Below are 24,801 nucleotides of genomic sequence, written 5' to 3' on the forward strand. Positions count from 1 at the left end.
TACCACAGGGCTTCAGGGGCCGGCACCCGAAGCCCTCCGGCGGTTGATCAGCCCTCGCGCAGCACCTGCAGCGGGCTGGCATTGAGCGCCCGACGCGTACCGAATACCCCTGCGATACCAATGACCAGCGCGCCGGCGAGCGGCAACGACAGCAGCCAGGCATGGGGGTGCCAGGTGAGGTTCAGGGCGAAGCGGTAGAGCGCCCAGCTGGCGGCTTCGGCGGCCACCGCGGCCAGCACGCCGCTGGCCAGCCCCAGCACGGTGAACTCGATACGCCGTGCCCGGACAAGCAACGCTCGGCTGGCCCCAAGCGCCCGGAGGAGGGCGCCCTGATGAATCCGCTCATCCAGCGTGGCTTGCAGGCCCGAAAACAGCACGGCCAGCCCCGCCGCCAGCACGAACACCAGCACGTACTCGACCGCTAGGGTGACCTGCGCCAGTATGCTGCGCAGTTGCTCGAGGAGCGCCTGCACTTGTAACAGCGTCATCGCCGGGAAGGCGCGGGCGAGGGCGACGACCTGGGCATCCTTGCCCGGTGCCAGATAAAAGCTGGTGAGGTAGGTGACTGGGAAATCCTGCAGGGTACCGGGCTCGAAGATCATGAAAAAGTTGGGCTGGAAGTTGTCCCAACTCACCGCTCGCACACTGGCCACGCGGGTATCCCTGACGGCGCCGCCGACGTTGAAGGTCAAGGTATCGCCCACGCTCACGCCCAGGCTTTCGGCAAGCTTCTGCTCCACAGACACGCCCGGCAACGCACCGGGTGCAGGTGCCCACCATTGGCCGGCCAGCAGCCGGTTGCCCTCAGGCAGGTCGGCCGCCCAGGTGAGGTTGAGGTCACGCTGCACGGCGCGCTGGCCCTGGCTGTCTTCAGTCACCACGTCAGCCACGGGCTGGCCATTGATTGCAGTCAGCCGCCCGGGAACGATGGGGTAGAGCGGGGCGGCCACCGCGCCATACTCCCGCAGGCGCGCCGCGAACGCATCGCGCTCGTCGGGCAGTATGTTCAAGGCGAAGTAGTTGGGCGCGTCGGCGGGAAGCTGGCGCTGCCACGAGTCCAGCAGTTCACCGCGCAGCAATCCCACCAGCGCCATGGCAAAAAGGATAAGGCCGAAGGCAAGCGCCTGCCCCGCTGCGGCAAACGGGTGGCGCAACAGCTGCCCCACGCCAAGCCGCCAAGGCAGGGAAGCACCCGCCAAGGCGGTGCGCAAACGGCGTAGGCCCAGCACCAGCAGCCCACCTAGCAGCAGCGCCGCGAGCGCGCCGGCGCTCCCGAGGGCAACGGTGAGCAGAGGGTCCAGGCTAAGCCGCCACATGATCAGCCCCAACGCGAGCAGTGCGCTGCCGTAAACGGCCCAGGTGCTGGCCGGGAGCGGCAGCAGGTCGCCCCGTAATACCCGCAGTGGCGGCACCCGGCCAAGAGCAGCCAGCGGCGGCAAGGCAAAGCCTGCCAGTGCAACCATGCCGGTCGCCATGCCCGCCAGCGCCGGCCAGGGCCCGCCGCCGGGAATTACACTGGGCAGCAGCCCCTGTAGCAGGGCAAAGATGCCGAACTGCGCCAGCCAGCCTACCGCTGCTCCCGCGGCCGCAGCGGCAAGGCCCAACATCGCCAGCTGCAGCGAGAACACCCACAACACGTCCCGCCGCGACAACCCCAGGCAGCGCAGCAGCGCGCTGGCGTCGTAACGGCGAGCGGCGAAGCGGGCGGCCGACAATGCCACGGCAACACCCGCGAGCAATATCGCGACAAGGCTGGCCATGTTCAGGTAGCGCTCGGCCTTGCTGAGTGCGCCGCCGACCTGGCGGTTGCTGTCCCGGGCATCGCGCAAGGCCTGGTTGGGGTTCAGCCCTACCTTGACCAGCTCGCGGTATTGCTCCAGGTTTTCGGCATCCCCGCGCCAGAGGTCGCGGAAGGTTACCCGGCTGCCGGGCTGCACGACCTTCGTGGCCGCCAGGTCGTCCAGGTTGATCATCACACGCGGGGTAAGGCTGTAGAAATTACCGGCGCGGTCTGGCTCGTAGGTGAGCACCCGGGCTAGCGTCAGGCGCTTGGAACCGATGTCCACGCTGTCGCCGATCTTCAGCCCGAGCGCGCTGAGCAGGCGGGGCTCTACCCACGCCTCGCCCGGGGCCGGCGCGCCGCCTTCGTCCTCCTCACCATAGGGCTGGGCGGCGCTGCGTAACTTGCCTCGCAGCGGGTAATCACTGTCCACGGCCTTCACGCTGGACAGCTCAATGGCCTGGTCGGTCGCGACCACGCTGCTGAATTCCACCACCTGTGCGTGATCCAGCCCCAGTTCCCGCCCGGTACGCAGTTGTTCCGGCCGGGCCGGCGTGCTGCCTTGCAATACCAGGTCTGCGCCCAGGAATTCGGTCGCGCGCAACTGCATGGCGGCATTCAGGCGCGCACCGAAGTAGCCGATCGCCGTACTCGCTACCACCGCCACCAGCAAGGAAAAGAACAGCACCCGTAGCTCACCAGCGCGCGCATCGCGCCGCAGTTGCCGCGCGGCAAGGCGCCAAAGGTGGCCCAGCCCCAGCCTGCCGGGCGCCATCAGTTGGCCCCCGAGGCAACCAGTTGCCCCGCCTCCAGGCGTATCCAGCGCCGGCAGCGGTGGGCCAGGCGCTCGTCGTGGGTCACCAGTACCAAGGTGGTCCCGCGTTCACGATTGAGCGTGAACAACAGTTCAGTGATCTTCTCGCCAGTGTGGGTGTCGAGGTTGCCGGTGGGCTCATCTGCAAACAACACGGCGGGTTCGGCGGCGAACGCCCGGGCAATGGCGACCCGTTGCTGCTCGCCCCCGGACAACTGCCGTGGCCAGTGGCCAAGGCGTTCCCCCAGCCCTACCCGGCCCAACAGGGCGCTGGCCTGGGCGCGCGCGTCGGCACGGCCATGCAACTCAAGCGGCAACATCACGTTTTCCAGTGCGGTGAGGGTTTCGAGCAGCTGGAACGACTGGAACACGAAGCCTACGTGCTCGGCCCTTACCTGGGCGCGCTGGTCCTCGCTGAGCCCGTTGAGGGCCCGGCCCGCCAGTGTTACTTCGCCTTCGCTGGGTTGATCCAGGCCGGCCAGAAGGCCCAACAGAGTAGATTTGCCCGAGCCAGATGCGCCCACGATGGCCAGGCTGTCGCCCGCGGCCAGTTCGAGTGAGAGCGCGTGAAGAATGTGCAAATCGCCTTCCGTGCCGGAAACCACTTTGCTAAGGTTCCGCGCTGTGAGAATGCTTGCGCCCATGGAGATTCCGATGCGTATGTGGAAAGTGGCCGCCGCGCTGTGGGCGGTCTGCATGGCTGAGACCGCTGGCGCAGGGACCTTGCTGGTGCTGGGGGATAGTATCAGCGCCGGTTTCGGCCTGGATACCTCCAGGGGGTGGGTTGCCCTGCTGCAGCAGCGGTTGAAAGAAGAAGGTTATGCCGACCAGGTGGTCAACGCTTCGATCACCGGCGACACCAGTGCCAACGGGCGCGCGCGGCTGGAGCCGCTGCTTGCGGCGAACAAGCCGGACCTGCTGATCGTGGAGCTTGGCGGCAATGATGGGCTGCGCGGGCAGCCGCCAGCGCAATTGCAACAAAACCTTACGTGGATCATTGATCGGGCCCAGCAAAGCGGTGCTCGCGTGTTGCTGCTGGGTGTTCCGCTACCTCCCAACTACGGGGCGGCTTACATCAATGCGTTCAGCCGGGTGTACCAGCAGGTCGCCAGCGAGAAGCAGGTGCCTTTGGTGCCCTCTTTATTGGACGGTGTAGGCGGTGTCGCGCCCCTGATGCAGGAGGACGGCATCCATCCCCGCGCCGAGGCACAGCCGCGCTTGCTGGAAAATGTATGGCCAAGCCTCAAACCCCTGTTGTGAGACTTTTCTCCGGGCAGGCTTTGAGCTAAGGTTGCGCCCCCTTCCGGAGCCCCTATGCCACGTCCTGCCTGGTCCCTGCACGCCTACCAATTGATCGAACCTGACGAACAGCTTGACCTGTTCGCCTGTCAGGAGGTGCGGGTGCACGTGGCCGCCCGGCAACTGGAACTGGGCGGCTCCATTGACCGTACCCTGTGCGGTGGCTTGCTGCCGGCCCAGCCGCGCTGGCAGAACGTGGCAAGGGGCATCTTCCGCGATACCCGGCTGTGCCCGTTGTGCCGCGCCATTCTTTTTGCCCAGCGCAAGGGAACCCGGCCCGTGTGGCCGGGCCTACAGAACGACTACGATTAAGCCTGCCGTTGGGCTGCGGCGTTCCCGCCGCGCTGGGGCCAGGTGTACAATCGCCGGTTTGTGCCTTGGTTCATTGCATTTAAGGATTTTCCAGGATGTTGCCGCGCTTCCCAGCCTTTAGCCGTTGCCTGTCCCTGGCCGCTGTCCTCGTGGCGGGGCCCGCGACAGCGCTGGAGTTTCCGCTGCCCCCGCCGGGGGAAGATATCGTCGGCCAGGTGCAGACGGTTGCCGCCAAATATGAAGACACCTTCGCTGACCTCGCCCAAACCTATGACCTGGGCTACAACGAGATGCTCGCGGCCAACCCCGGCGTGGATGCGTGGCTACCCAAGCCCGGGACGGAAATCGTATTGCCCACGCGGTTCATTCTGCCGCCTGGCCCGCGCGAGGGTATTGTCATCAACCTGGCCGAATACCGGCTCTACTACTACCCGAAAGGGCAGGGCACAGTGCGCACCTACCCGCTGGGTATCGGGCGCGAAGGCTGGGGCTCGCCGGTAGCGACCACCAGGATCATCGCCAAGACGGCCAACCCGTCGTGGACGCCGCCTGCCTCGGTCAAGGCCGAGCACGCCGCCGATGGCGATCCGCTGCCGAACGTGGTGCCGCCAGGCCCGGACAACCCACTGGGGCCCTTCAAGTTCTCCCTGGGCCTGCCTGGGTACCTGATTCATGGTTCGAACAAAAAGTTTGGCATCGGCACGCGCACCAGTCATGGCTGCTTCCGCATGTACAACGAGAATGTGCTCGAACTCTCCACCCTGGTACCGGTAGGTACTCCGGTGCGCATCATCAATGAGCCTTACAAGTTCGGTGTCGCCAGTGGGCAGGTTTACCTGGAGGCGCACACGCCGCTGGATGCCCAGGGCGCCCCGTCGGGTGAAGACAAGCACACCGCGGTTATCAATGCCTTGCTCAATCGCAAGGACCTCACCGGTGTGGTCAGTGTGGATTGGGACCGGGTGCGGGACGTGATCGGTGCCGAGGACGGGTTACCGGTAGTTATCGGTGCCCCCAGTGGCCCGGCGTTGAGCACGGCGCCAGCGCAGCCACTGTAAAAGGGTGGCAATAAAAAACCGGCCTACATGCATAGGCCGGTTTTTTTTTGCTGCTATCCCGAAGGATTACTTGCGGCTAGCCTTGTCGAGCATGCGCAGAGCGCGCTCGTTGGCTTCGTCTGCGGTCTGCTGGGCTTTCTGAGCGGCGGCCAGAGCTTCGTCAGCTTTGCGATACGCTTCGTCGGCACGGGCTTGTGCACGAGCGGCAGCGTCTTCGGTAGCGGTCAGGCGAGCTTCGGATTCTTTGGACGCGCTGCTGCAGCCGGTAGCCAGAACGGCAGCCAGAGCCAGAGCAGAGAATTTCAGAACGTTGTTCATCGTGTTCCCCTTCAAAGGACTTTCTATTTAGTAGCCATTTCTCGAGGTCGAGAAAATAGCCGGCGTACATAGTACTCATTACTTGTAGTAAGTAAACTGGAACTGCGCAAGAACGGTTAAAAAATCTATCGGTTCAACGCCGACGAAAAGGCTGATGGCGTAGTTGCGGCTCAGGATCCATATCAATGGCGCAACTAGGAGATCAGCAGTTACACCTTATCCAACTTGCCACTAGTTGGAACTTGCAGCGAATTTTACGGTCTAGGCCCAGTCCAAACCTCAAGCGTTCGACAGCGTGATGCCAGGTGAACCGTTCACGGGCTGCGGGCTGTCGAATGCCGAAGCGGTCCCGCCAAGGTTGCGAGCGCAACCGCGCGATTGCGACAGCAGTTCCAACAATGATGAAACAGCGGTATGGTAGGGGTCTAATTCCAAGACCCGCGAGGATTCGAAATGAGCGAGGCGTTGTCCATACATCATGACCAGGCAGGTCATCAGTTCGAGACCAACGTGGACGGCCATCGTGCTTACCTGACCTACATGGATCTGGGCAAGCAGACGCTGGATATCTACCGCACGTTTGTCCCCAATGCGTTGCGGGGCCGGGGGATAGCCGCCGCCCTGACCGAAAAGGCCCTGGAGTACGCCGACAGCATGGGCTACACGGTCATTCCTTCCTGCTCGTATGTAGAGCGGTATATGGAGCGCCACCAGCGGCGGGCCGCCAAGCTGTAGGCGAGCGGCATACATGAAAACGCCGGGTTATCCCGGCGTTTCATCGTGGCCAACCCAGAACTGCCTCAGCCGCGCTGGCGACCCGCCAGAAGTGGCTTGAGCTTGTCTCGCATAGCCCGAATGCTTTGCTCGGTCGTTTCCCAGCCGATACAGGCGTCCGTCACCGATACGCCATATTGGAGCTCGGAAAGGTCCTTGGGGATCGCCTGGGCGCCGGCATTGATATGGCTTTCAACCATCAGGCCGATGATCGACGTGTTGCCCTCGACGATCTGGTTCGCCACGTTCTCCATCACCAGAGGCTGCAGCGCCGGATCCTTGTTGGAGTTGGCGTGGCTGCAGTCGATCATGATGTTGGGGCGGATGCCGGCCTTGTCCAGCGCTTGCTCGCACAGTGCCACACTCACCGAATCATAGTTGGGCTTGCCGTTGCCGCCGCGCAGCACCACATGGCCATAGGCATTGCCCTTGGTGGTAACGATGGACACGCCGCCTTCCGGGTTGATGCCCAGGAAGCGATGGGGCTTGGAAACGGACTGCAAGGCGTTGATCGCAACGGTAAGCCCGCCGTCGGTGCCGTTCTTGAAGCCAACTGCCGAAGACAAGCCGGAGGCCATTTCGCGGTGGGTCTGGGATTCGGTGGTGCGGGCGCCGATGGCGGACCAGCTGATCAGGTCCTGCAGGTATTGCGGCGAAATCGGGTCCAGTGCTTCAGTGGCCGTGGGCAGGCCCATCTCAGCCAGGTCCAGCAGCAGCTGGCGCCCGATGTGCAAACCATCGGCGATCTTGAAGGAGTCGTCCAGGTAAGGGTCGTTGATCAGGCCTTTCCAGCCAACGGTGGTACGCGGCTTCTCGAAATACACCCGCATCACCAGATACAGCGTGTCGGACACTTCCTCGGCGAGGGTTTTCAAGCGGCGGGCGTAGTCGTGCGCGGCGTCGATATCATGGATCGAGCAAGGGCCGATTACCACGAACACGCGGTGGTCGTTGCCGTCCAGAATGTTGCGAATCACATCCCGGCCCTTGGCCACGGTCGCTTGCGCTGCGTCGCTGAGGGGGATGTCGCGCTTGAGTTGATCGGGGGTGATCAGCGTCTCGTTCGAGGCGACGTTCAGATCGTTGATCGGTAAATCGGCCATGGTGGTACTCGTTATCAGGCAGGTCAGGCGCGACCGGGCGAGCGGTAGGCGCGGGGGTGCCGAACCTTAACGCGTTCTGCGGCCCTTCGACAATGCCTTGGGCTGCCCTTTGGACGAGGCGGGCCGCGGGCGATGGGATACCTGCCGCTTTACCGTGCCGCTGCTAGACTTGGCCGTATCGCCGCCGACGAGGGTGGCGCGGGAGCGCAGATGATTCGTTCGATGCTGTACGCCACCGACCTGGGCGCCTACGCGCCGCTTGTGTTGCAACATGCGCTGGCCCTGGCGCGCAAGTTCGAGGCGGAGTTACACGTGATCCATGCCGTGGAGCCGATGGGCAGCTTCGCAGAGTCGGTACTGCAGAGTTACCTCGATGCCCCTACGCTGAGCGAGCTGCATGGCAGGGGGGTAAGCGTAATGATGGCCAACATCGAAAAGCGCGTACTGGACAACTTCTGTGAAGACCTCGCAGACGGTGAGCGGGATCTGGACCTGATCCAGGCTGTGCGGGTACGCCAGGGGGATCCGGCTGAGGTTATTCTGGACCAGGCTCGCAGGCTGCAGGTCGACCTGCTGGTACTCGGCAGCCATAGCCGGGTCACCGAAGCGGAGCTGCCGCTGGGCCGAACCGCAGCGCGAGTGCTGCAGCTTGCCGAGGTCCCGGTGTACCTCGTGCCACTCACCCAGGCCCCGGGGCGGCGAAAAACATGAAACAACTTTTCAAAATGTTCTAGATTCTGGCCCAGACCATCAATATAGTTATAACCCTTGCCGTCACCCCCTTACTTGCAAGCGGGGAACGGAGCATTGGGCCTTGGGGGGTCGCGAATGAAGCTTCAGCAGCTGCGCTATATCTGGGAAGTCGCTCACCATGATTTGAACGTCTCCGCCACGGCGCAGAGCCTTTATACCTCTCAACCCGGTATCAGCAAGCAGATCCGCCTGCTCGAAGACGAACTCGGTGTGGAAGTGTTCGCCCGAAGCGGCAAGCACCTGACGCGCGTGACCCCCGCCGGTGAGCGAATCATCACCACGGCGGGCGAGATCCTGCGCAAGGTCGAGAGCATCAAGCAGATCGCTCAGGAATTCTCCAACGAGAAAAAGGGCACCCTGTCCATTGCCACTACCCACACCCAGGCCCGGTACGCATTGCCCCCGGTAATCAGTGCGTTTATCAAGCAGTACCCGGAAGTTGCCCTGCATATGCATCAGGGCTCACCGATGCAGATCGCCGAAATGGCCGCCGACGGTACGGTGGATTTCGCCATCGCCACCGAGGCGCTGGAGCTGTTCGGCGACCTGATCATGATGCCGTGCTACCGCTGGAACCGCTGCGTGGTAGTGCCGCAAGGCCACCCGTTGACCAAGCTGCCCAAGCTCACGCTCGAGGTATTGGCCGAGCACCCTATTGTGACCTATGTGTTCGGGTTCACCGGGCGTTCCAAACTCGACGAAGCTTTCAGCCATCGCGGCCTTACGCCCAAGGTGGTGTTCACCGCCGCCGACGCGGACGTGATCAAGACCTATGTGCGGCTGGGCCTGGGCGTAGGGATCGTTGCCCATATGGCCGTTGACCCGAAACAGGACAGCGACCTGGTGGTGCTCAATGCCGACCACTTGTTCGAGGCCAGTATCACCAAGATCGGCTTCCGCCGGGGCACCTTCCTTCGCGGTTTCATGTGCGACTTCATCGAGCGTTTCGCCCCGCACCTCACGCGCGAAATCATGGCCAAGGCGATCGCCTGCCACAACAAGCAAGAGCTTGAAGAGCTGTTCGACGGGGTAGAACTGCCCGTTCATTGATGCGCGCATCTGCCATAAAAAAACCGCCCGGAAGGGCGGTTTTTGCATTGCGGGCTGCTTAGAACTTGTAGGTAAGCGAGCTGCCGAAGCCGTGAGCGCTGTTGTGGTACGTAGCGCTGTAGGCGCCTTTTGTAGCGCTGACCAGGTTCACGTCCACGCTTTCTTCCTTGAGGTAGGAATAGGCGAAGTCCAGCGTGAGATTGTCAGTCGGGCTGAAGCCGGCACCCAGGCTGAAGATACGACGGTCACCCGACGGAATGCGTGGCGAACGGTCGGCGTTATTGGTGGGGGACTGGTCCACCGAGAAGCCGGTGCGTAGTGTCCACTGCTTGTTCACTTTGTACGCAGCGCCAATGGCATGAGCCCAGGTGTCGTGCCAGTTCTGTTCTTCAGTGATGGTCCCCAAGCCAAGACGTGCGGCTACTCCAGTTACATCGCTGTTAACGGTGATGTTTTCCAGTCGGCTCCACCGAGTCCAGGTGCTCCCACCGTAGATTGTCCAGCGGTCGTTCAACTCATGAGTGAACGACAAATCTGCCGACTCGGGAGTGGTGAGATCGAGAGAAGCGTCCTCTTTGAAATTGACAAGAACCCCCGGGAGAGGCCGCACGTTACGAGCTTTGGTATTACCGTCAAGCTTGTAGTCAACTTTGGAATGGTAGGTCAGCCCCAAGCGCGTCTTGTCAGTCGCCTGCACCAAAATGCCTGCATTGAAGCCGACTGCCGTATCGTCGCCTTTGATCTTCACTTCGCCATCGCCGCCTGAGATCGGGTTGTTGGCGTTAATGGTACGAGACGTCAGCTCCCCTTCAATACGGTTGAACGTTGGCCCGATACCGATGGACACCTTGTCATTGAACGCGTAACTGATGGTGGGCTGGAAGGTAATGACCTTCACAACACTCTTATCTGCCCAGTAACGGCCTGCATAACCGCTTTCATAATCGGTTGCCAGGCCAAACGGGACGTATACACCAAAACCGACAGCCCACTGGTCGCTCAGCGGCTTGACGTAATAGCCCATAGGCACCCCAACCAGCGGCACCATATCGCCCTTGTTGCTTCCGCCCAGGGTAGAACGACCATGGTCAATATCCGTATCCGCATAGATACCTGCGGCGCCTACGGTAAATTGCTCACGCTTGAGGAAGGCCATGCCCGCCGGGTTGCCGGCTACGGTGCTGGCGTCCTCTGCCGATGACGATCGACCCGCGAAGCCCACGCCCATGCCGCTGATGCTTTGCTCATTGATGGCAAAGCCGCTCGCGAAGAGCTGAGTGGAGGCAAGCGTGACTGCGAGGCCGAGGCTCGATCTGATCATGACTTTTTTCATTGTTGTTGTTACTCCGTGGGTGATCACCGCCGCAAATTACCAATAAAACCCACACGGCGCCATAGCCCTGTATCAGGCAAGATAGAGCCTTTTTGTAGGACAATCCGATCATTGGGCTGTCTGGCCGGTCAGTTTCGCGCCAAGGGGTGCAACAAGGGCGTCACGTTTTGACAACGTTTTTTTGACGAACACTCGCCCAAGGCTATCCGCTCAGGGCTGGAAGGGGCATGCCAGCTGGGTTTGACCCCACTGACAGGTTTCTTGACGTTGTAGGAAGGCACGTTTCAGCATTTTGCGAAGCGGCAGAGCGCAACGCGACGGGAGGGCGCTTGCCGGTCGGCATAATCCCGCGATTTTTTTGTAACAAGGGAGAAAAACAGGCGGGCCCCACGCGTGGCAGCGATCAATCGGACGGGGTCCGCCTGGGAGCGGCCGGCCGCTCGCCGTACGCTCAAGTTAAAGCATAGCTTTAACTTTGCCGCGTAAAGTGACGTCTGTCGGAAGGTTTGCAGGTGGGGCGTTGAGCGGATCTGCCTGCTCAGGCGACCAGGGACTGGCGGGCGCGCTCGATCACAGCCTGCAGCGGTGCGGAAGCCGCATACTGCTCAGGGTAGAGACGTTGGGTGTGGCGTGCCACGCCGTGCTCATTCACTACGGAAAAGCTGAAGCTGTCATTGCGAGCGGCAAGGATTACGCAGCGCAGCGGAGCGAATGCCTGGGACAAGGTATGGATAGCGGATTGGGTCTGGGTATTGAAAGTCATTATTGTGTTCCTGCGATTGACACGGATCAGAACCGTGCGGCATTGAATTTGTTCCGGCCCGCAATAACGTATGTGCGGGAAACCTGCCAGAACAGTACAGCTCGCCTGTGACGTCAATATGAACGCATGGTAGGCGGCGGTAAGTACGCAAGACGAGAGGCGCCACGACCCAGGTTACTGAAGGTCGGGGAAAGCCTGGGGAAGCAGACAGCGGGGCGTGACACGAGGGACGCTTGGCGCTGGCCTGAAGGCCGAGTGGGGTCCGAGAAAACAGCGGGATGCAGGGCCAATGGGGCCTGCGATAAAGCTGGAGGGACTTGAGCGGCCGAAATTGCTTTCAGCTTTTGTACAAACTGCGGCGAAACCTACAGGTAAATAGCGAGCTTGGCAACCTTCCACCACCAAACCCGACGAACGGCAAACCCTTTTGGCGTTTTCCTTGCGTCGTGTCAGTAGCTATCTCGGTGCGGGGGCTTGCGCCACCCCAAGGCGTTGTGCACATCATGACGCAAGATTGTCATATTCCCGACGGGCGCATTGGCCAAGGTTCCGTACCCTTCGTTTATTTTTTAAGTCAATGAAAAAAAACAGTTTTTAGAGCTGGTGAAAAAATGGACAGTTTGTCTGCAGGCCCCGGTTTATCGGGCTTTGCGGACGCCCGGGGGGTGTTGTCCACTGAGTTATCCACAGCTTCTGTGGATTGTGAGCGCAGATTGCTCTAGGCCGATGTTCCCAGCGAAACGAAGCAAGCCTGCGCTTTGGTCGATTACCACTGTCAATGCCATTACTGTAACTTTTCGGCATAAACCTGAGCCCGGGTAGAATGCTTCAGCCACGTTCTCGCGCTTGGCGCGCGCGTCATCCTTTTGACCGAATTTTCCCATGCCTGATGAAGCCCTTCACCTGTTTATCGCCGCCTTGGTTGCGGCCGTTCCGTTCATTGGCGTTGCCTGGCATTTCCATCGCACCGCTCAGGCTGCCCGTGAAGCCTTGCCTTTGCTGGAAGAGCGTTTACGGGTAGCGCAGCTCAGTGAGCAAGTACTGGAACAGCGGGTGCAAACGCAGGCCTTGGAACTGTCGTCGCTCGGCGAACAGCAAGCCGGCGTTCGCGCCGAGCTTGCCGCAGCCGGCCGTGAACTTGAGTTGTTGCGCATGGAGGTGGACAACGGTCGCGATGCCGCCCATGCGTGGGCGCATGAGCGCGGGCAGCGTGAAGGCGAGCTGCGCCAGTTGGAGGCCCGATGCGCTGGCTTGAGCGCGGAGCTGCAGGAGCAACGGGAAGGGCACGAACAGCGTTTGCAAGACATGCAAAACGCGCGCGATGAGCTGCGGGCACAGTTCGCCGAGCTGGCGGGGAAGATTTTCGAGGAGCGCGAGCAGCGTTTCGCCGAGAACAGCCAACAGCGGCTCGGGCAACTGCTCGATCCGCTGCGCGACCGCATCCAGGCGTTCGAAAAGCGAGTAGAGGACAGCTACAACAATGAGGCGCGTGAGCGATTTTCGCTGGCCAAGGAGCTCGAACGCCTTCAGCAACTCAACCTGCGCCTTAGTGATGAGGCCACCAACCTCACCCAAGCCTTGAAGGGACAGAAAACCCAGGGCAATTGGGGCGAACTGGTGCTCGAACGCGTGCTGGAACATGCCGGCCTGCAAAAAGGCCGTGAATATCGCACCCAGGTGAACCTAAAAAGCGCTGACGGTGAGCGGTTCCAGCCGGACGTGCTGGTCACTCTGCCAGGCGATAAACAAGTAGTGGTCGATGCCAAGGTCAGCCTTACTGCGTGGCAGCAGTACATCGCCGCTTCCGAAGCGGACGTGGCGCAGGGCGCGCTCAAGCAGCATGTGCACAGCCTGCGCTCGCATATCAAAGGCCTGGCTGGCAAGGATTACAGCCGGCTCGAAGGGCTGCACAGCCTCGATTTCGTGCTGCTGTTCGTGCCTATCGAGGCGGCGTTTTCGGCAGCCTTGCAGCACGATCCCGGCCTGTTCCAGGAGGCCTTCGACAAGCAGATTGTGGTAGTGAGCCCTACAACGTTACTGGCCACCTTGAAGGTGGTCGACAGCTTGTGGAAGCAGGAGCGCCAAAGCCAGAACGCTCGCGAAATCGCAGAGCGTGCCGGCTGGCTGTATGACAAGTTCGTGCTGTTCATCCAGGACCTGGATGAGGTAGGGAACCGCTTGCAACAGTTGGACAAGGCCTACGCCAGCGCACGTAACAAGCTGACCGAAGGGCGCGGCAACCTGGTAAGCCGCAGCGAGCAGCTCAAGTTGCTCGGCGCGCGGGCCAGCAAAAGCCTGCCGGCGGACCTGCTCGACCGTGCGCTGGCGGCGGCCGAAGAGGGCGCCGCTGGCCCGCTGGAGAACGACTCAAGCCCGCGCCAGATCGTGGCGGGTGAGGTACCGACCCAGTAACGCGCGCAATGCGGCGGGTTTCAGCGGCTTGGGCAGGTAATCGAGGCCGGCGGCGTGAACCTGGGCAATGGTTTCGGCCCGCCCATCGGCACTGATCACCACGCCAGGCAGCGGCGCGTTGAGCTGGGTGCGCAACCAGCCGACCAGCGCTGTCCCGGTCTCGCCGTCGTCCAGGTGGTAGTCCACCAACGCGAGCGTGGGCAGGGCGCCTTCAGCCAGCAGGGCCGCGCAGGCGGTGCGGTCGGTAGCGGTCCACACGGTGCAGCCCCAGCGGGTGAGCAGGCTGGCCATGCCCGTAAGGATGCTGGTTTCGTTGTCTACGCACAGTACGCGCAAGCCGCTCAGCGGTTGCGTGGCGGGTAGCGTGGCCCGTTGCGGCGCCGCTTCGGGCTCGGCAACTGGGATGGTCACGCTGAACACGCTGCCGCGGCCTGGCCAGGAGCGCACTTCAAGGCGATGCCCCAGCAAGCGGCACAGCCCATCGGCAATGGCCAGGCCCAGCCCAAGCCCTTTTTCGGCGCGGGTCTGGTGGCTGTCCAGGCGTTTGAACTCCTCGAAGATCACCTCCAGTTTGTCATCGGGTATCCCTGGGCCACGGTCCCACACCTCCAGCCGTACCGCCTCGCCCTGCCGGCGCACGCCCAGCAGCACCGGCCCTTTGCCGTAGCGGAAGGCATTGGTGAGGAAATTCTGCAAAATGCGCCGCACCAGCTTGATGTCGCTGTCTACCCGCAATGTGCTGCTACGTAAGCGGAAGCTCAGGCCTTGTTCCTGGGCCAGGGCCGTGAATTCGGTGCCCAGCGCGCCATACAACTCGCTGATGGAAAACGCATTGCGGTTCGGCGTGACCCGCCCGTTTTCAAGGCGGGAAATGTCCAGCAAATCGCCGATCAGGTCCTCGGCCGAGCGCAACGCGCTGTCCATGTGCCGAACCAGTTGGGCCGCGTCCGCCGGGAGGTCGGCGCCCTGGTGGCCAAGCGCAGCGCAGAACAGCCGGGCCGCGTTCATTGGCTGCATCAGATCATGGCCTACGGCAGCGAGAAAGCGGCTCTTGGACCGGTTGGCCGTTTCTGCGTGTGCCTTGGCCTCGATCAGTGCGTGGTTGAGCGCCGACAGTTCGCCAGTACGTTCGGCTACGCGCAGCTCCAGGCTTTCGTTGGCGTGCTTGAGTGCACGCTCCGCCTCCCGGTAGGCGGTGATGTCGGTGAAACTCATCACAAAGCCGCCCCCGGGCATGGGGTTACCGATAAGCTCGATCACCTGGCCGTTGGGGAATACCCGCTCGGAGGTGTGCGCGCGGCCCTGGCGCATGTAATGCAGCCGGCGCGCCACGTGTACTTCCGCCTCCCCGGGGCCGCAGAAGCCGCGCTCGGCGTTGAACCGGATAATCTCTGCAATGGGGCGCCCCACCGCGATCAGCCCTTCGGGGTAGTTGAACAGCTCGAGGTAGCGGCGGTTCCAGGCCACCAGGCGCAAGTGCTGGTCGACCACGCTGATGCCCTGGGTGATGTTTTCAATCGCGCCTTGCAACAACGCGCGGTTGAACTGCAGCACCTCCGAGGCTTCGTCGGCAATCCGAACCACGTCCTCCAGCTGCATGTCGCGGCCTTCGATGGCGGCTTTCACCACGGCCCGGGTGGAGGAGGTGCCCAGGGTACCGGCCAGCAGCCGTTCGGTATGGGCGATCCATTCCGGGTCGGCGGTCTGGGTGGGGTTGAAACCCTTGCCCTGGCGGTAGGCAAAGCGGCTGAAGCTTTGTTGTGCGCGCTCTTCGCCCACAAAGCGGCTCGCCAGCTTCAGCAGGTCGTCCAGCTGTACGGCCAGCAATCCCTTGCTGTTAGGGCGCAGGCTTTGCTGGTGGCCCACGAAGCGCCCCGCCTGCCAGTGTTCGGACACCCGGGTGCGCGACAGCACCGACACCCACACGAACAGGATGAAGTTACCCGCCAGCGACAGCACTACCCCTTGAGTGAGCGGGGAAATAGGCAAATGCAGCGGGTTATCGTGCAGCCAGCTCAGCGCCGGGAACGCCGCCAGGGGCCAGCCCAGGCTGTGCGCGGCAATGGGCAATACCAGGGCGTAAAACCACAGAAAGCTGCCCGCCGCCAGGCCCGCGAACACCCCACGGCGGTTGGCCTGTTTCCAGTACAGCGCGCCCACCATGGCCGGCGTGAGCTGGGCCACGGCGGCAAAGGCGATCTGACCGATGGTCGCCAGGCTGGCGGTGGAGCCCAGCAGGCGGTAGCTGACGTAGGCCAGCAACAGGATCGCCAGAATGCTCACCCGCCGTGCCGACAGCATCCAGTGGCGGAAGGCCTCGAACGGGCGTTCGGTGCGCTGGCGCCGGAGCAGCCAGGGCAGCAGGATGTCGTTGGAGACCATGGTCGACAGCGCCACGCTTTCCACGATCACCATTCCGGTAGCGGCCGAAGCACCGCCAATGAACGCCAGCAGTGCCAGGGCCGGGTGCGCTTCAGCCAGGGGAAGGCTGATCACGAAGGAATCGCGGATCACCGCATCGGGCAGCAGCATGCGCCCGGCCAGGGCGATCGGCACCACGAACAACGCAGCCAGCAGCAGGTAACCCGGGAACACCCAGCGCGCCAGGCGAAAGTCCCGCGGCTCGATGTTTTCTACCACCGTGACCTGGAACTGGCGCGGCAGGCAGATCATCGCCATCACCGCCACCCCGGTCTGCACCAGCATCGAGGGCCAGTTGATCGTTTCGCTCCAGTAGTTTTCCAGCGCCGGCGCCAGGCGCGCCTGGGCAAGCAGGTCGCCGAAGCCGTCGTACAAGCCATAGGTGATGAAAGCGCCCACCGCGAGGAACGCGAAGAGTTTGACCAAGGCTTCGAAGGCAATGGCCAGCACCATGCCGCGGTGGTGCTCGGTCACGTCCAGGCTGCGGGTGCCGAACACGATGGTAAACAGCGCCAACACCAGAGACACCACCATGGCGGTGTCCTGTACGCGCGGGCCGGTGGCATCGGCACTGGCACCGATCAACAGGTTCACCCCCAGCACGATGCCTTTGAGCTGCAGGGCAATATACGGGAGCATCCCGATCAGGCAGATAAGCGCCACCACCACCGCCAAAGGTTGGGACTTGCCGTAGCGCGCCGCGATGAAGTCGGCGATGGAGGTGATGTTTTCCTGCTTGCTGATCAGCACCATCTTTTGCAGCACGCGAGGCGCCAGCAGTAACAGCAGGGCAGGGCCCAGGTAGATGGGGAGGAAGGCCCAAAGCTGCTCGGCGGCCTGGCCCACCGCGCCGAAGAAGGTCCAGCTGGTGCAGTACACAGCCAGTGACAGGCTATACACCCACGCCCTCAGGCGAGGCGATAACGTGGTTTGCCGACGGTCGCCCCAATAGGCGATGGCGAACATGACGGCCATATAGGCCAGGGCGACCGCGGCGATCAGCCCACTGGAAAGCGACATTGCGGCTCCATGGTGGCAATAAGCGCAAACGGGGAGTCTGGCATGGCCGAGGCGGTTCGTCAGGGGCGACCATGGTCTATCCCGCACCCGCACGCTCCTGCGTGTGGCTTTTTTCAGAGACGGGCGTTCCAATAGGGCAAAGCCAGCGACTGGCCCACCATGAGAACCAAGGACGATGAGTTCACAGCTACAGCTGTTGCGTACACGGCGTTTTTTGCCGTTTTTCCTTACCCAGGCGCTGGGTGCCTTCAACGATAACGTATTCAAGCAATCGTTGATCCTTGCCATCCTTTACAAGCTCAGCATCGAGGGGGACCGAACCTTCTGGATCAACCTCTGTGCCCTGCTGTTCATCCTGCCCTTCTTTCTGTTCTCGGCACTGGCCGGGCAGGTCGGCGAGCGCTTCGCCAAGGATCGGCTGATCCGCGCCATCAAGCTGGCGGAAGTGGTAATCATGGGGGTTGGCGCGGCCGGGTTCTTCTACGGCCAGTTGCCGTTGCTGCTGCTCACCTTGTTTGCCATGGGTACCCATTCGGCCGTGTTCGGCCCGGTTAAATATTCCATCCTTCCCCAGGCCTTGAGCCCCAGGGAATTGCTGGGCGGTAACGGCCTGGTGGAAATGGGTACCTTCCTGGCCATTCTGGGCGGGACGATCAGCGCCGGGGTGCTGATGGCCGAACGGATATACGCGCCGGGGGTAGCCATCGCCATCGTGGCGGTGGCGCTGATGGGCTACCTGGCCAGCCGCGCCATTCCACCGGCCGCGGCATCCGCCCCCGGCCTGCGAATCAACTGGAATGTGCCAGTGCAAACCTGGCGTACCCTGCGGCTGGGGCTGGGGCAAACCCAGGCTGTGTCGCGCTCGTTGCTGGGTAACTCCTGGTTCTGGTTCGTAGGGGCCATTTACCTCACCCAGATACCCACCTACGCCAAGGTGTGGCTGCATGGCGACGAAACCGCAGTCACCTTGGTGCTTACGGTATTTTCGGTAGGTATCGCCGCAGGCTCCATGCTCTGCGAGCGGCTGTCGGGGCGGCAGGTGGAGATCGGCCTGGTGCCCTTCGGCTCGTTTGGCCTCACGCTGTTCGGCCTGTTGTGGTGGTGGCATTCGGGGAATGTGCCGGCGCCTGAGCACGGCGAAAGCCTGGGCTGGCTCCAATTGCTGGGAACGGCAGCGGTATGGCCAGTGCTGCTGGACATCCTCGGGCTGGGGATTTTCGGCGGCTTTTATATCGTGCCCCTCTATGCGTTGATCCAGTCGCGTACGCCCGAGCACCAACGCGCCCAGGTGATCGCGGCCAACAACATCCTCAATGCGTTGTTCATGGTGGTATCGGCCATCGTGGCGGTGGCATTGCTCAGCGGGGCGGGCTTGAGCATCCCGCAGTTGTTCCTGGTGGTGTCGCTGATGAACATCGCCGTCAACGCCTACATCTTCAAGATCGTGCCCGAGTTCAGCGTTCGCTTTTTGATCTGGCTGCTGAGCCACTCCATGTACCGGGTACGCCATGAAGGGCTGGATAACATTCCCGACGAGGGCGCTGCGCTGCTGGTGTGCAACCATGTGTCATTCGTGGACGCGCTGCTGATCGCTGGCGCGGTGCGGCGGCCGGTGCGTTTCGTGATGTATTACCGGATCTACAACCTGCCGGTGCTCAACTTCTTCTTCCGCACCGTTGGCGCCATTCCTATCGCCGGGCGCTCCGAAGACCTGCTTATTTATGAGCGCGCGTTCCGCGATATCGCCGGCTACCTGGCCGCAGGTGAACTGGTGTGCGTGTTCCCGGAAGGCAAGCTCACCACCGATGGAGAGATCGACGCCTTCAAAAGCGGCACCACCACCATTCTGGGGCAAACTGCTGTGCCGGTGATCCCGATGGCACTGCGTGGGTTGTGGGGCAGCTTCTTCAGCCGCGCGCCACACAAGGGGCTGTTCCGCCGCTTCTGGTCGCGGGTAGCCGTGGTCGCCGGTCCGGCGATAGGGGAAGGAGAGCAATTGCCAGGGCGGTTGCGGGAGAAGGTGCAGGCGTTGCGAGGGATGGAACGGTAGTGCGGCTCCGCCCGCATCCCACGAGGGTCATGTAGGCCCTGTGGGGGACGGGCGGAGCCGCCAGGCTAAGCTCGCGAATGGGCGGATCACTCCGTCCCTTTCATCCTCCGGAAGAAGGTAGAAAGCAGCGCCCCGGAGATGTTGTGCCACACGCTGAACAGCGCGCTGGGCACGGCGGCAATGGGTGAGATGTGTGCGGCGGCCAGCGCCGCGCCCAGGCCGGAATTCTGCATGCCCACTTCCAGCGCTAGCGACTTGCGCTGGGCCAGCGGCAGCCCGCACAGGCGGCCGGTGAAATAGCCCAGCAAGTAACCGAAGCCGTTGTGCAGCATCACCACAGCCATGATGAGCAGGCCGGATTCGGCGATACGTGCCTGGCTGGCAGCCACCACTGCGCACACGATCATCACGATGCTTACCACCGAAACGAGCGGCAATACGTTTACCGCCACGGCCACCGCGGCGCCCAGCAGGCGCTGGGCGATCACGCCGAGCACGATCGGCAGCATCACGAATTGCAGGATGGACCAGAACATGTCCCAGAAGCTCACCGGCATCCATGCCGACGCCAGCAGCCAGATGAGCGTGGGTGTGAGCAGCGGGGCGAGCAGCGTAGTGACCGCCGCGATGGCCACGGACAGCGCCAGGTCGCCCTTGGCCAGCCAGGTCATCACGTTCGAGGAGGTGCCACTGGGGCAGCAGCCTACCAGGATCACACCCACGGCGATGTCGGGCGGCAAGTGAAATGCCTGGCACAGCACCCACGCCACGCCCGGCATGATCACGAAATGCGCGACTACACCAAGCCCCACCCGCCAAGGGTGGCGCAACACCTCGGCAAAATCGTCCAGGCGCAGGGTAAGCCCCATGCCGAACATCACCAGCCCCAGCAACGGCACGATTGCGCCTTTGAGCCCGATGAACCAGGCGGGCTGCATGAATGCCAGCAGGGCGAACAACAGCACCCAGATGGCAAAGGTATTCCCCACGAAACGGCTGAAAGCGGCCAGGGCGCGCATGACGTGTCCTTCTTATAGTAATGACCGGGTAAGGGTGGTTCAGATGCCTTGCGGCATTTCTTCGCCGCCCAGCGCCTCGAACAGCGCCGGCAGGAAGTCACCGAAGGTGAGCATCATCAGGGTGAAGCTGGCGTCCAGTTGGCTCAGCGCCTCTTCGCCGCCGTCTTCCTCGGCCTGATCCTGCAACAGCTCCTCGAAACGCAGCCGCTTGACGACCATCTTGTCGTCCAGCACGAACGACAGTTTGTCCTGCCAGGCCAGGGCCAGTTGGGTAACCTGCTTGCCGGTATTGAGGTGCAGCTGGATTTCATCGCTGGTGAGGTCCTGGCGCTTGCAGCGAACGATGCCGCCGTCTTCGCCGGTGTCACGCAGTTCGCACTCGTCCAGCACGAAGAAGTCTGCCGCCGCCTGCTGGCTTTTCACCCAGTCGGTCATGGTGGCGGTAGGGGCGATCTTCACCGACAGCGGCCGCACCGGCAGCGAGCCCATCACTTCGCGCAGGGTAGACAGCAGGTCTTCGGCGCGCTTGGCGCTGGCCGAGTTCACCAGGATCAACCCTTGCTTGGGGGCGATGGCAGCGAAGGTGCTGGAGCGACGGATAAAGGCGCGTGGCAGGAAGGCCTGGATGATCTCGTCCTTGATCTGGTCGCGTTCCTTCTTATAGACCTTGCGCATCTGCTCGGCCTCGATCTCTTCGACCTTCTCCTGTACTGCGTCGCGGACTACGCTGCCGGGCAGAATGCGCTCTTCCTTGCGGGCGGCGATCAGCAGGAAGTCCTGGCTTACATGCACCAGCGGCGCATCCTCGCCCTTGCCGAACGGTGCCACAAAACCATAAGTGGCCAGTTCCTGGCTGGCGCAGGCGCGCGCCGGCTTGCTGGCCAATGCGTCTTCCAGCGCTTGAGCGTCGAACGGCACATCCTGGGTGAGGCGGTAGACAAGCAGGTTTTTGAACCACATGGGCGGGTGTCTCTGTTAATACACAAGCCGCGCATTATTCGCTCTGTTTCACCTCAGGCCAAGCGTGGGCTAAGTCTTTGGAAGGGCAGGAAAAACTTTTTAAAAAAACGCTTGCCAGCAGGGAAGGCCGTCCGTAGAATGCGCGCCACACCGAGAGACAAAGGGTGATTAGCTCAGCTGGGAGAGCATCTGCCTTACAAGCAGAGGGTCGGCGGTTCGATCCCGTCATCACCCACCACTCGTGTGTATCGCGCAGCGGTAGTTCAGTCGGTTAGAATACCGGCCTGTCACGCCGGGGGTCGCGGGTTCGAGTCCCGTCCGCTGCGCCATATTTGCTTCAAGGGCCCACTGAACACCCTTGAGCTACTGAAGAAGGCGACCTTAACAGGTCGCCTTTTTTATTGCCCGCCGTTTATCATCCGCGTGCCCGCGAGCCATTCGACCCGTTGTCATGGGCGAGGAACAGCCCCGCGGCCTCCGGTTCGGTCTGGTTGATCGCCCCCAGCTGATGTATCAGCTGCGCCGAGCGGCTGCCGCGCAAGCCCGCCAGCGTGAGTTCACCGTCGCGCACATAGGTGAATACGCCGCTCACCGAAAACGCCGTTACATACCGAACATGCTCTGCCAGCCCGCTCGCCGCCTGGCGAAACGTCGGGGACTCGAGCAGCCGCCGCCGCGCCAATGCGGATTCGAACACCACTTCCAACATTGCCAGGTGCAGGCGCGCCGCCGGCGATTCATGTCGCACGTTCGGGGAAGGGGGGCTGGGGCGGGCGTTATCGTAAGGTACAGGCAGGTGCAGGCGTACCTTCATCACGGCGGGGTCCGCCACAAGCGCGGCGGCCACTTGCTCACGCAGGAAGGCCTTGAACGCATCGCTGTCACCCGCCTCGCCATGGAAATGGATATGCAGGCGGTCCAGGGGCACGGTTTCGTTGGGGCAGGGGTCAGCCAGGTAATCCACGAAAGTGGTAGAGCCTTCAGGCAAGTCGTAGCACAGGGTTTCCTCGAACACGTTCTGCTCGTCTACGAACAACACTTTGCTCGCCGCCTTGAAACGTTGCTGATCAGCCGCCGAAGCAAAGCCAATCTCTACTGCGCCATCCAGTACATAGCCCGGCAACGGTGCAATCCCTTCGATCAGGGGCCATAAATGCGCATCGTGCTCGCGGGCGAAGTGGTACTGCACGTACCATCCCAGCCCGGGGATGCGGGCGCACAAGGGGCCGTGCACGTCACGCCAGTACGCCGCGAACAGCTCATGGGGAACCTTGGGGTGGCGTAATACGGTGGTGTACGAGTTGATGGCGATGCTGTGGTCGCGCAAGGACGAGTCCAGTGCGGTAAGTGGGTTGTCCATATAGGTTGGTCCCTGTGTGCTTCCCTGAACCATAGGACACAGGCGCAGCGGTGTTCTCACGGGCTTTGCGCTTATTTCCCGACGTGAGGTAGGCCTATGGCCGTGCCCCCGGGCCGCTACGCTTGGACTGTTGCGCTGGCGCGAGCCTTGCAGCGGGTTTGTTCTTTGCGTGCCGTGCCTGGAGCCCCTACATGAGCTGCCCCGAAAACATCGATCCAGTGGAATGGACCCTGCGCTGCGAACTGGCCGCGCTGTACCGGCTGATCGCGCATTTTCGCATGACCGACTTGATCGATACCCACATCAGCCTGCGGGTGCCGGGCCCGGAGCATCATTTCCTGATCAACCGATACGGCGTGCTGTTCGACCACATGCGCGCCAGTGACCTGGTATTGATCGACCGCGACGGCCACCGGGTAAACCCGGCCTACAAGGATCACAACGTCAACGAAGCAGGCTTCGTGATTCATTCGGCCATTCATATGGCTCGGCCGGATATGAACTGTGTGATCCACACCCACACGGCCGCTGGCATGGCGGTGTCGGCCCAGGCTCAGGGCCTGCTGCCCATCACTCAGCACGCGCTGAAGTTCTACGGCAAGCTGGCCTATCACACCTATGAAGGCGTGGCGCTGTGCCTGAGCGAGCGGGAGCGGCTGGTGCGCGACCTGGGCCCGCATCGGGCAATGATCCTGCGTAATCACGGCCTGTTGGCCGGCGGCCGTAACGTGGCCGAAGCCTTCCATGAAATCCACTTCCTCGAGCGTGCCTGCCAGGCACAGGTGCAAGCGCTGGCAGGTGGTAGTGAGCTGATCTACCCCTCCGAGGAGGTATGCCGCCTGACCGCCAGCCAGTTCACCGACGATGAAGAAGGCATGGCGTTGATCCAGCTGGCCTGGGATGCCGCGCTCAGGTTAATTGCGCATCAGCGGGAGGACTATTGCTCATGAGCGGGGTGGTATTGCTAAGCGGTACCGCCGACCTGGCCGAACTGCGCCCGGCGATCCAGGCATTGGCGCCCGAGCTGCCCGTATACCTGCATGGAGAGCCAGGGGCCGAGCATGCCGAGGTCGCCGCCTGCTGGTGCCCCGCGCCCGGGAGCCTGGGCAATTACCCGCGGCTGCGCTTGGTGCAATCCATCGCCGCCGGGATCGACAACGTGCTGCGCGACCCCAGCCGGCCTGCGGATGTGCCGGTGTGCAGAATCGTGGATACCGACCACCGCCAAGGCATGACCGAGTACGTGACCTGGGCCGTGCTGCACTATCACCGCCATCTCGATACGGTGGTCGCCAACCAGGCGCGGGCGCTGTGGGCCGAACCGCCGCAGCACCCGGCCAGCGCTCGAACCGTGGGTATCCTCGGGCTGGGCGCTCTGGGCGCGCATGCTGCTTCGGCGTTGGTGGGGTTGGGCTTCAAGGTGCGTGGCTGGGCGCGGTCGGCCAAGGCCATTGAAGGGGTTACCAGCTTCGCCGGGCCGGCTGAGTTACCGGCATTTCTGAGTGGGGTAAACATCCTGGTGTGCCTGTTGCCGCTTACCGAAGAAACCCGCGGCCTGCTGGATGCAAGCGCCTTCGAACATCTGGCCTATAGCGCGGCCTTGATCAATTGCGGCCGCGGCGAGCATGTTGTGCTGCCGGATCTACTAACCGCCCTGGAGAGTGGGCAACTACGTGGCGCGGTGCTGGATGTGTTCGAGCACGAGCCGTTGCCAACGGATGATCCGCTATGGCGTACGCCGGGAGTGATCATCACCCCGCACATGGCATCGTCGGCATCGGTCGAAGGTATCGCCCGGCAAGTTGTAGCCAATGTTCAGCGGCTTCAAGCGGGGGAAACATTGCTGAACCAGGCAGATCCTGAGGCAGGGTACTGAAGCAGGGTACTAGGGCGGGGTACCGAAACGCTTGCTCACACCGTTTTGAACACTTCAAGCGGGGCATGGGAGCCCTTGCCGCGCAGTTCATTGATGGCATGAAGCAGGATAACCACCAGCACTTTGTCGTTGTGCCACTGGCGTGATTCCAGGCTGCGCTGCACCTTGGCCGGTATCTGCGGGTCCACCAGGGTCAGCAACACCTGCTCGCCGCGGGCTTCTACCGTATGTTTCACCGGCGGGTCCAGCCGTTCGAGCAGCAAGTGCAAATCTTTCATCGGCTATCTCCAAGGCGCCTACCTGACAGTTCTGCCAGCTATACAGGG

21 protein-coding genes and 2 tRNA genes are annotated in these 24,801 nt (G+C 62.5%); 12 read left to right on the forward strand and 11 right to left on the reverse strand.

The window, feature by feature from the left end; genetic code table 11:
- Window positions 1–47 precede the first annotated feature (47 nt).
- On the reverse strand, window positions 48–2,555 hold the full coding sequence (locus AC3Z8Y_RS06930; RefSeq protein WP_490089022.1) for an ABC transporter permease: 2,508 nt from the start codon (window positions 2,553–2,555) through the stop codon (window positions 48–50).
- Entirely contained in the window at window positions 2,555–3,238 is a 684-nt protein-coding gene (locus AC3Z8Y_RS06935) for an ABC transporter ATP-binding protein (RefSeq protein WP_490089023.1), read from the reverse strand. Before AC3Z8Y_RS06935 ends, AC3Z8Y_RS06930 begins: the two co-directional genes overlap by 1 nt.
- 10 nt (window positions 3,239–3,248) lie before the next feature.
- On the opposite strand from AC3Z8Y_RS06935, the gene AC3Z8Y_RS06940 reads away from it, so the two are divergent.
- From AC3Z8Y_RS06940 to AC3Z8Y_RS06950, 3 genes are all read left to right on the forward strand, one after another.
- Window positions 3,249–3,854: an arylesterase gene (locus AC3Z8Y_RS06940; protein ID WP_490089024.1), complete on the forward strand. Its 606-nt coding sequence runs from the start codon at window positions 3,249–3,251 to the stop codon at window positions 3,852–3,854.
- Between the two features lie 54 nt (window positions 3,855–3,908).
- Window positions 3,909–4,205 carry a hypothetical protein gene (locus AC3Z8Y_RS06945; RefSeq protein ID WP_181114704.1) on the forward strand — a complete coding sequence of 99 codons (297 nt, stop codon included), beginning with the start codon at window positions 3,909–3,911 and terminating at the stop codon, window positions 4,203–4,205.
- Window positions 4,206–4,300: 95 nt separating this feature from the next.
- The gene (locus AC3Z8Y_RS06950; protein WP_490089025.1) at window positions 4,301–5,263 is read left to right on the forward strand and encodes a L,D-transpeptidase family protein; all 963 of its coding nucleotides are present in this window, start codon (window positions 4,301–4,303) and stop codon (window positions 5,261–5,263) included.
- A gap of 66 nt (window positions 5,264–5,329) precedes the next feature.
- Here AC3Z8Y_RS06950 and oprI read toward each other — a convergent pair whose 3' ends face one another.
- On the reverse strand, window positions 5,330–5,581 hold the full coding sequence (gene oprI / locus AC3Z8Y_RS06955; RefSeq protein WP_181114699.1) for an outer membrane lipoprotei OprI: 252 nt from the start codon (window positions 5,579–5,581) through the stop codon (window positions 5,330–5,332).
- A 453-nt stretch (window positions 5,582–6,034) separates the two neighbouring features.
- On the opposite strand from oprI, the gene AC3Z8Y_RS06960 reads away from it, so the two are divergent.
- A complete protein-coding gene (locus tag AC3Z8Y_RS06960; RefSeq protein WP_181114696.1) occupies window positions 6,035–6,316 on the forward strand; it encodes a GNAT family N-acetyltransferase in 282 nt (93 codons plus the stop codon).
- A 65-nt stretch (window positions 6,317–6,381) separates the two neighbouring features.
- On the opposite strand, the gene AC3Z8Y_RS06965 is transcribed toward AC3Z8Y_RS06960, so the two are convergent.
- Window positions 6,382–7,458, reverse strand: a complete 1,077-nt coding sequence (locus AC3Z8Y_RS06965) for a 3-deoxy-7-phosphoheptulonate synthase (RefSeq protein ID WP_490089026.1) — start codon at window positions 7,456–7,458, stop codon at window positions 6,382–6,384.
- 210 nt (window positions 7,459–7,668) lie between these two features.
- On the opposite strand from AC3Z8Y_RS06965, the gene AC3Z8Y_RS06970 reads away from it, so the two are divergent.
- Complete coding sequence (locus AC3Z8Y_RS06970; RefSeq protein WP_181114691.1) at window positions 7,669–8,169, forward strand: universal stress protein; 501 nt, start codon at window positions 7,669–7,671, stop codon at window positions 8,167–8,169.
- A gap of 117 nt (window positions 8,170–8,286) precedes the next feature.
- Complete coding sequence (gene cysB / locus AC3Z8Y_RS06975) at window positions 8,287–9,261, forward strand: HTH-type transcriptional regulator CysB (protein ID WP_490089027.1); 975 nt, start codon at window positions 8,287–8,289, stop codon at window positions 9,259–9,261.
- A 58-nt stretch (window positions 9,262–9,319) separates the two neighbouring features.
- Here cysB and AC3Z8Y_RS06980 read toward each other — a convergent pair whose 3' ends face one another.
- Window positions 9,320–10,594, reverse strand: a complete 1,275-nt coding sequence (locus tag AC3Z8Y_RS06980) for an OmpP1/FadL family transporter (protein WP_490089028.1) — start codon at window positions 10,592–10,594, stop codon at window positions 9,320–9,322.
- A 538-nt stretch (window positions 10,595–11,132) separates the two neighbouring features.
- Complete coding sequence (locus AC3Z8Y_RS06985) at window positions 11,133–11,357, reverse strand: hypothetical protein (protein WP_490089029.1); 225 nt, start codon at window positions 11,355–11,357, stop codon at window positions 11,133–11,135.
- Between the two features lie 882 nt (window positions 11,358–12,239).
- Here AC3Z8Y_RS06985 and AC3Z8Y_RS06990 point away from each other — a divergent pair.
- A complete protein-coding gene (locus AC3Z8Y_RS06990) occupies window positions 12,240–13,769 on the forward strand; it encodes a DNA recombination protein RmuC (RefSeq protein ID WP_490089030.1) in 1,530 nt (509 codons plus the stop codon).
- Here the strand turns inward: AC3Z8Y_RS06990 and AC3Z8Y_RS06995 are convergent.
- Window positions 13,725–17,210, reverse strand: a complete 3,486-nt coding sequence (locus AC3Z8Y_RS06995) for a hybrid sensor histidine kinase/response regulator (RefSeq protein WP_490089031.1) — start codon at window positions 17,208–17,210, stop codon at window positions 13,725–13,727. The genes AC3Z8Y_RS06990 and AC3Z8Y_RS06995 overlap by 45 nt on opposite strands.
- 175 nt (window positions 17,211–17,385) lie before the next feature.
- Between AC3Z8Y_RS06995 and AC3Z8Y_RS07000 the strand changes: the two genes are divergently transcribed.
- Entirely contained in the window at window positions 17,386–19,260 is a 1,875-nt protein-coding gene (locus AC3Z8Y_RS07000; RefSeq protein ID WP_490089032.1) for an MFS transporter, read from the forward strand.
- An 86-nt stretch (window positions 19,261–19,346) separates the two neighbouring features.
- On the opposite strand, the gene AC3Z8Y_RS07005 is transcribed toward AC3Z8Y_RS07000, so the two are convergent.
- Both AC3Z8Y_RS07005 and rdgC read right to left on the reverse strand, forming a co-directional pair.
- Window positions 19,347–20,279 carry a bile acid:sodium symporter family protein gene (locus AC3Z8Y_RS07005; protein WP_490089033.1) on the reverse strand — a complete coding sequence of 311 codons (933 nt, stop codon included), beginning with the start codon at window positions 20,277–20,279 and terminating at the stop codon, window positions 19,347–19,349.
- A 39-nt stretch (window positions 20,280–20,318) separates the two neighbouring features.
- The gene (gene rdgC / locus AC3Z8Y_RS07010; RefSeq protein ID WP_490089034.1) at window positions 20,319–21,239 is read right to left on the reverse strand and encodes a recombination-associated protein RdgC; all 921 of its coding nucleotides are present in this window, start codon (window positions 21,237–21,239) and stop codon (window positions 20,319–20,321) included.
- A gap of 162 nt (window positions 21,240–21,401) precedes the next feature.
- On the opposite strand from rdgC, the gene AC3Z8Y_RS07015 reads away from it, so the two are divergent.
- Both AC3Z8Y_RS07015 and AC3Z8Y_RS07020 read left to right on the forward strand, forming a co-directional pair.
- Window positions 21,402–21,477, forward strand: a tRNA-Val gene (locus tag AC3Z8Y_RS07015).
- Between the two features lie 14 nt (window positions 21,478–21,491).
- Window positions 21,492–21,568 (forward strand) — tRNA-Asp (locus tag AC3Z8Y_RS07020).
- An 86-nt stretch (window positions 21,569–21,654) separates the two neighbouring features.
- Here the strand turns inward: AC3Z8Y_RS07020 and AC3Z8Y_RS07025 are convergent.
- Window positions 21,655–22,599 carry an EthD domain-containing protein gene (locus tag AC3Z8Y_RS07025; RefSeq protein WP_490089035.1) on the reverse strand — a complete coding sequence of 315 codons (945 nt, stop codon included), beginning with the start codon at window positions 22,597–22,599 and terminating at the stop codon, window positions 21,655–21,657.
- Between the two features lie 191 nt (window positions 22,600–22,790).
- Here AC3Z8Y_RS07025 and AC3Z8Y_RS07030 point away from each other — a divergent pair, with 191 nt between their 5' ends.
- Both AC3Z8Y_RS07030 and AC3Z8Y_RS07035 read left to right on the forward strand, forming a co-directional pair.
- Window positions 22,791–23,549 carry a class II aldolase/adducin family protein gene (locus AC3Z8Y_RS07030; RefSeq protein WP_490089036.1) on the forward strand — a complete coding sequence of 253 codons (759 nt, stop codon included), beginning with the start codon at window positions 22,791–22,793 and terminating at the stop codon, window positions 23,547–23,549.
- Window positions 23,546–24,475, forward strand: coding sequence for a 2-hydroxyacid dehydrogenase (locus tag AC3Z8Y_RS07035; protein WP_490089037.1), 930 nt, complete (start codon window positions 23,546–23,548; stop codon window positions 24,473–24,475). Before AC3Z8Y_RS07030 ends, AC3Z8Y_RS07035 begins: the two co-directional genes overlap by 4 nt.
- Window positions 24,476–24,510: 35 nt before the next feature.
- On the opposite strand, the gene AC3Z8Y_RS07040 is transcribed toward AC3Z8Y_RS07035, so the two are convergent.
- Entirely contained in the window at window positions 24,511–24,753 is a 243-nt protein-coding gene (locus AC3Z8Y_RS07040; RefSeq protein ID WP_181114666.1) for a hypothetical protein, read from the reverse strand.
- Window positions 24,754–24,801: the final 48 nt, after the last annotated feature.

This window comes from Pseudomonas sp. 3MAES_34.3B (genome assembly GCF_058145875.1).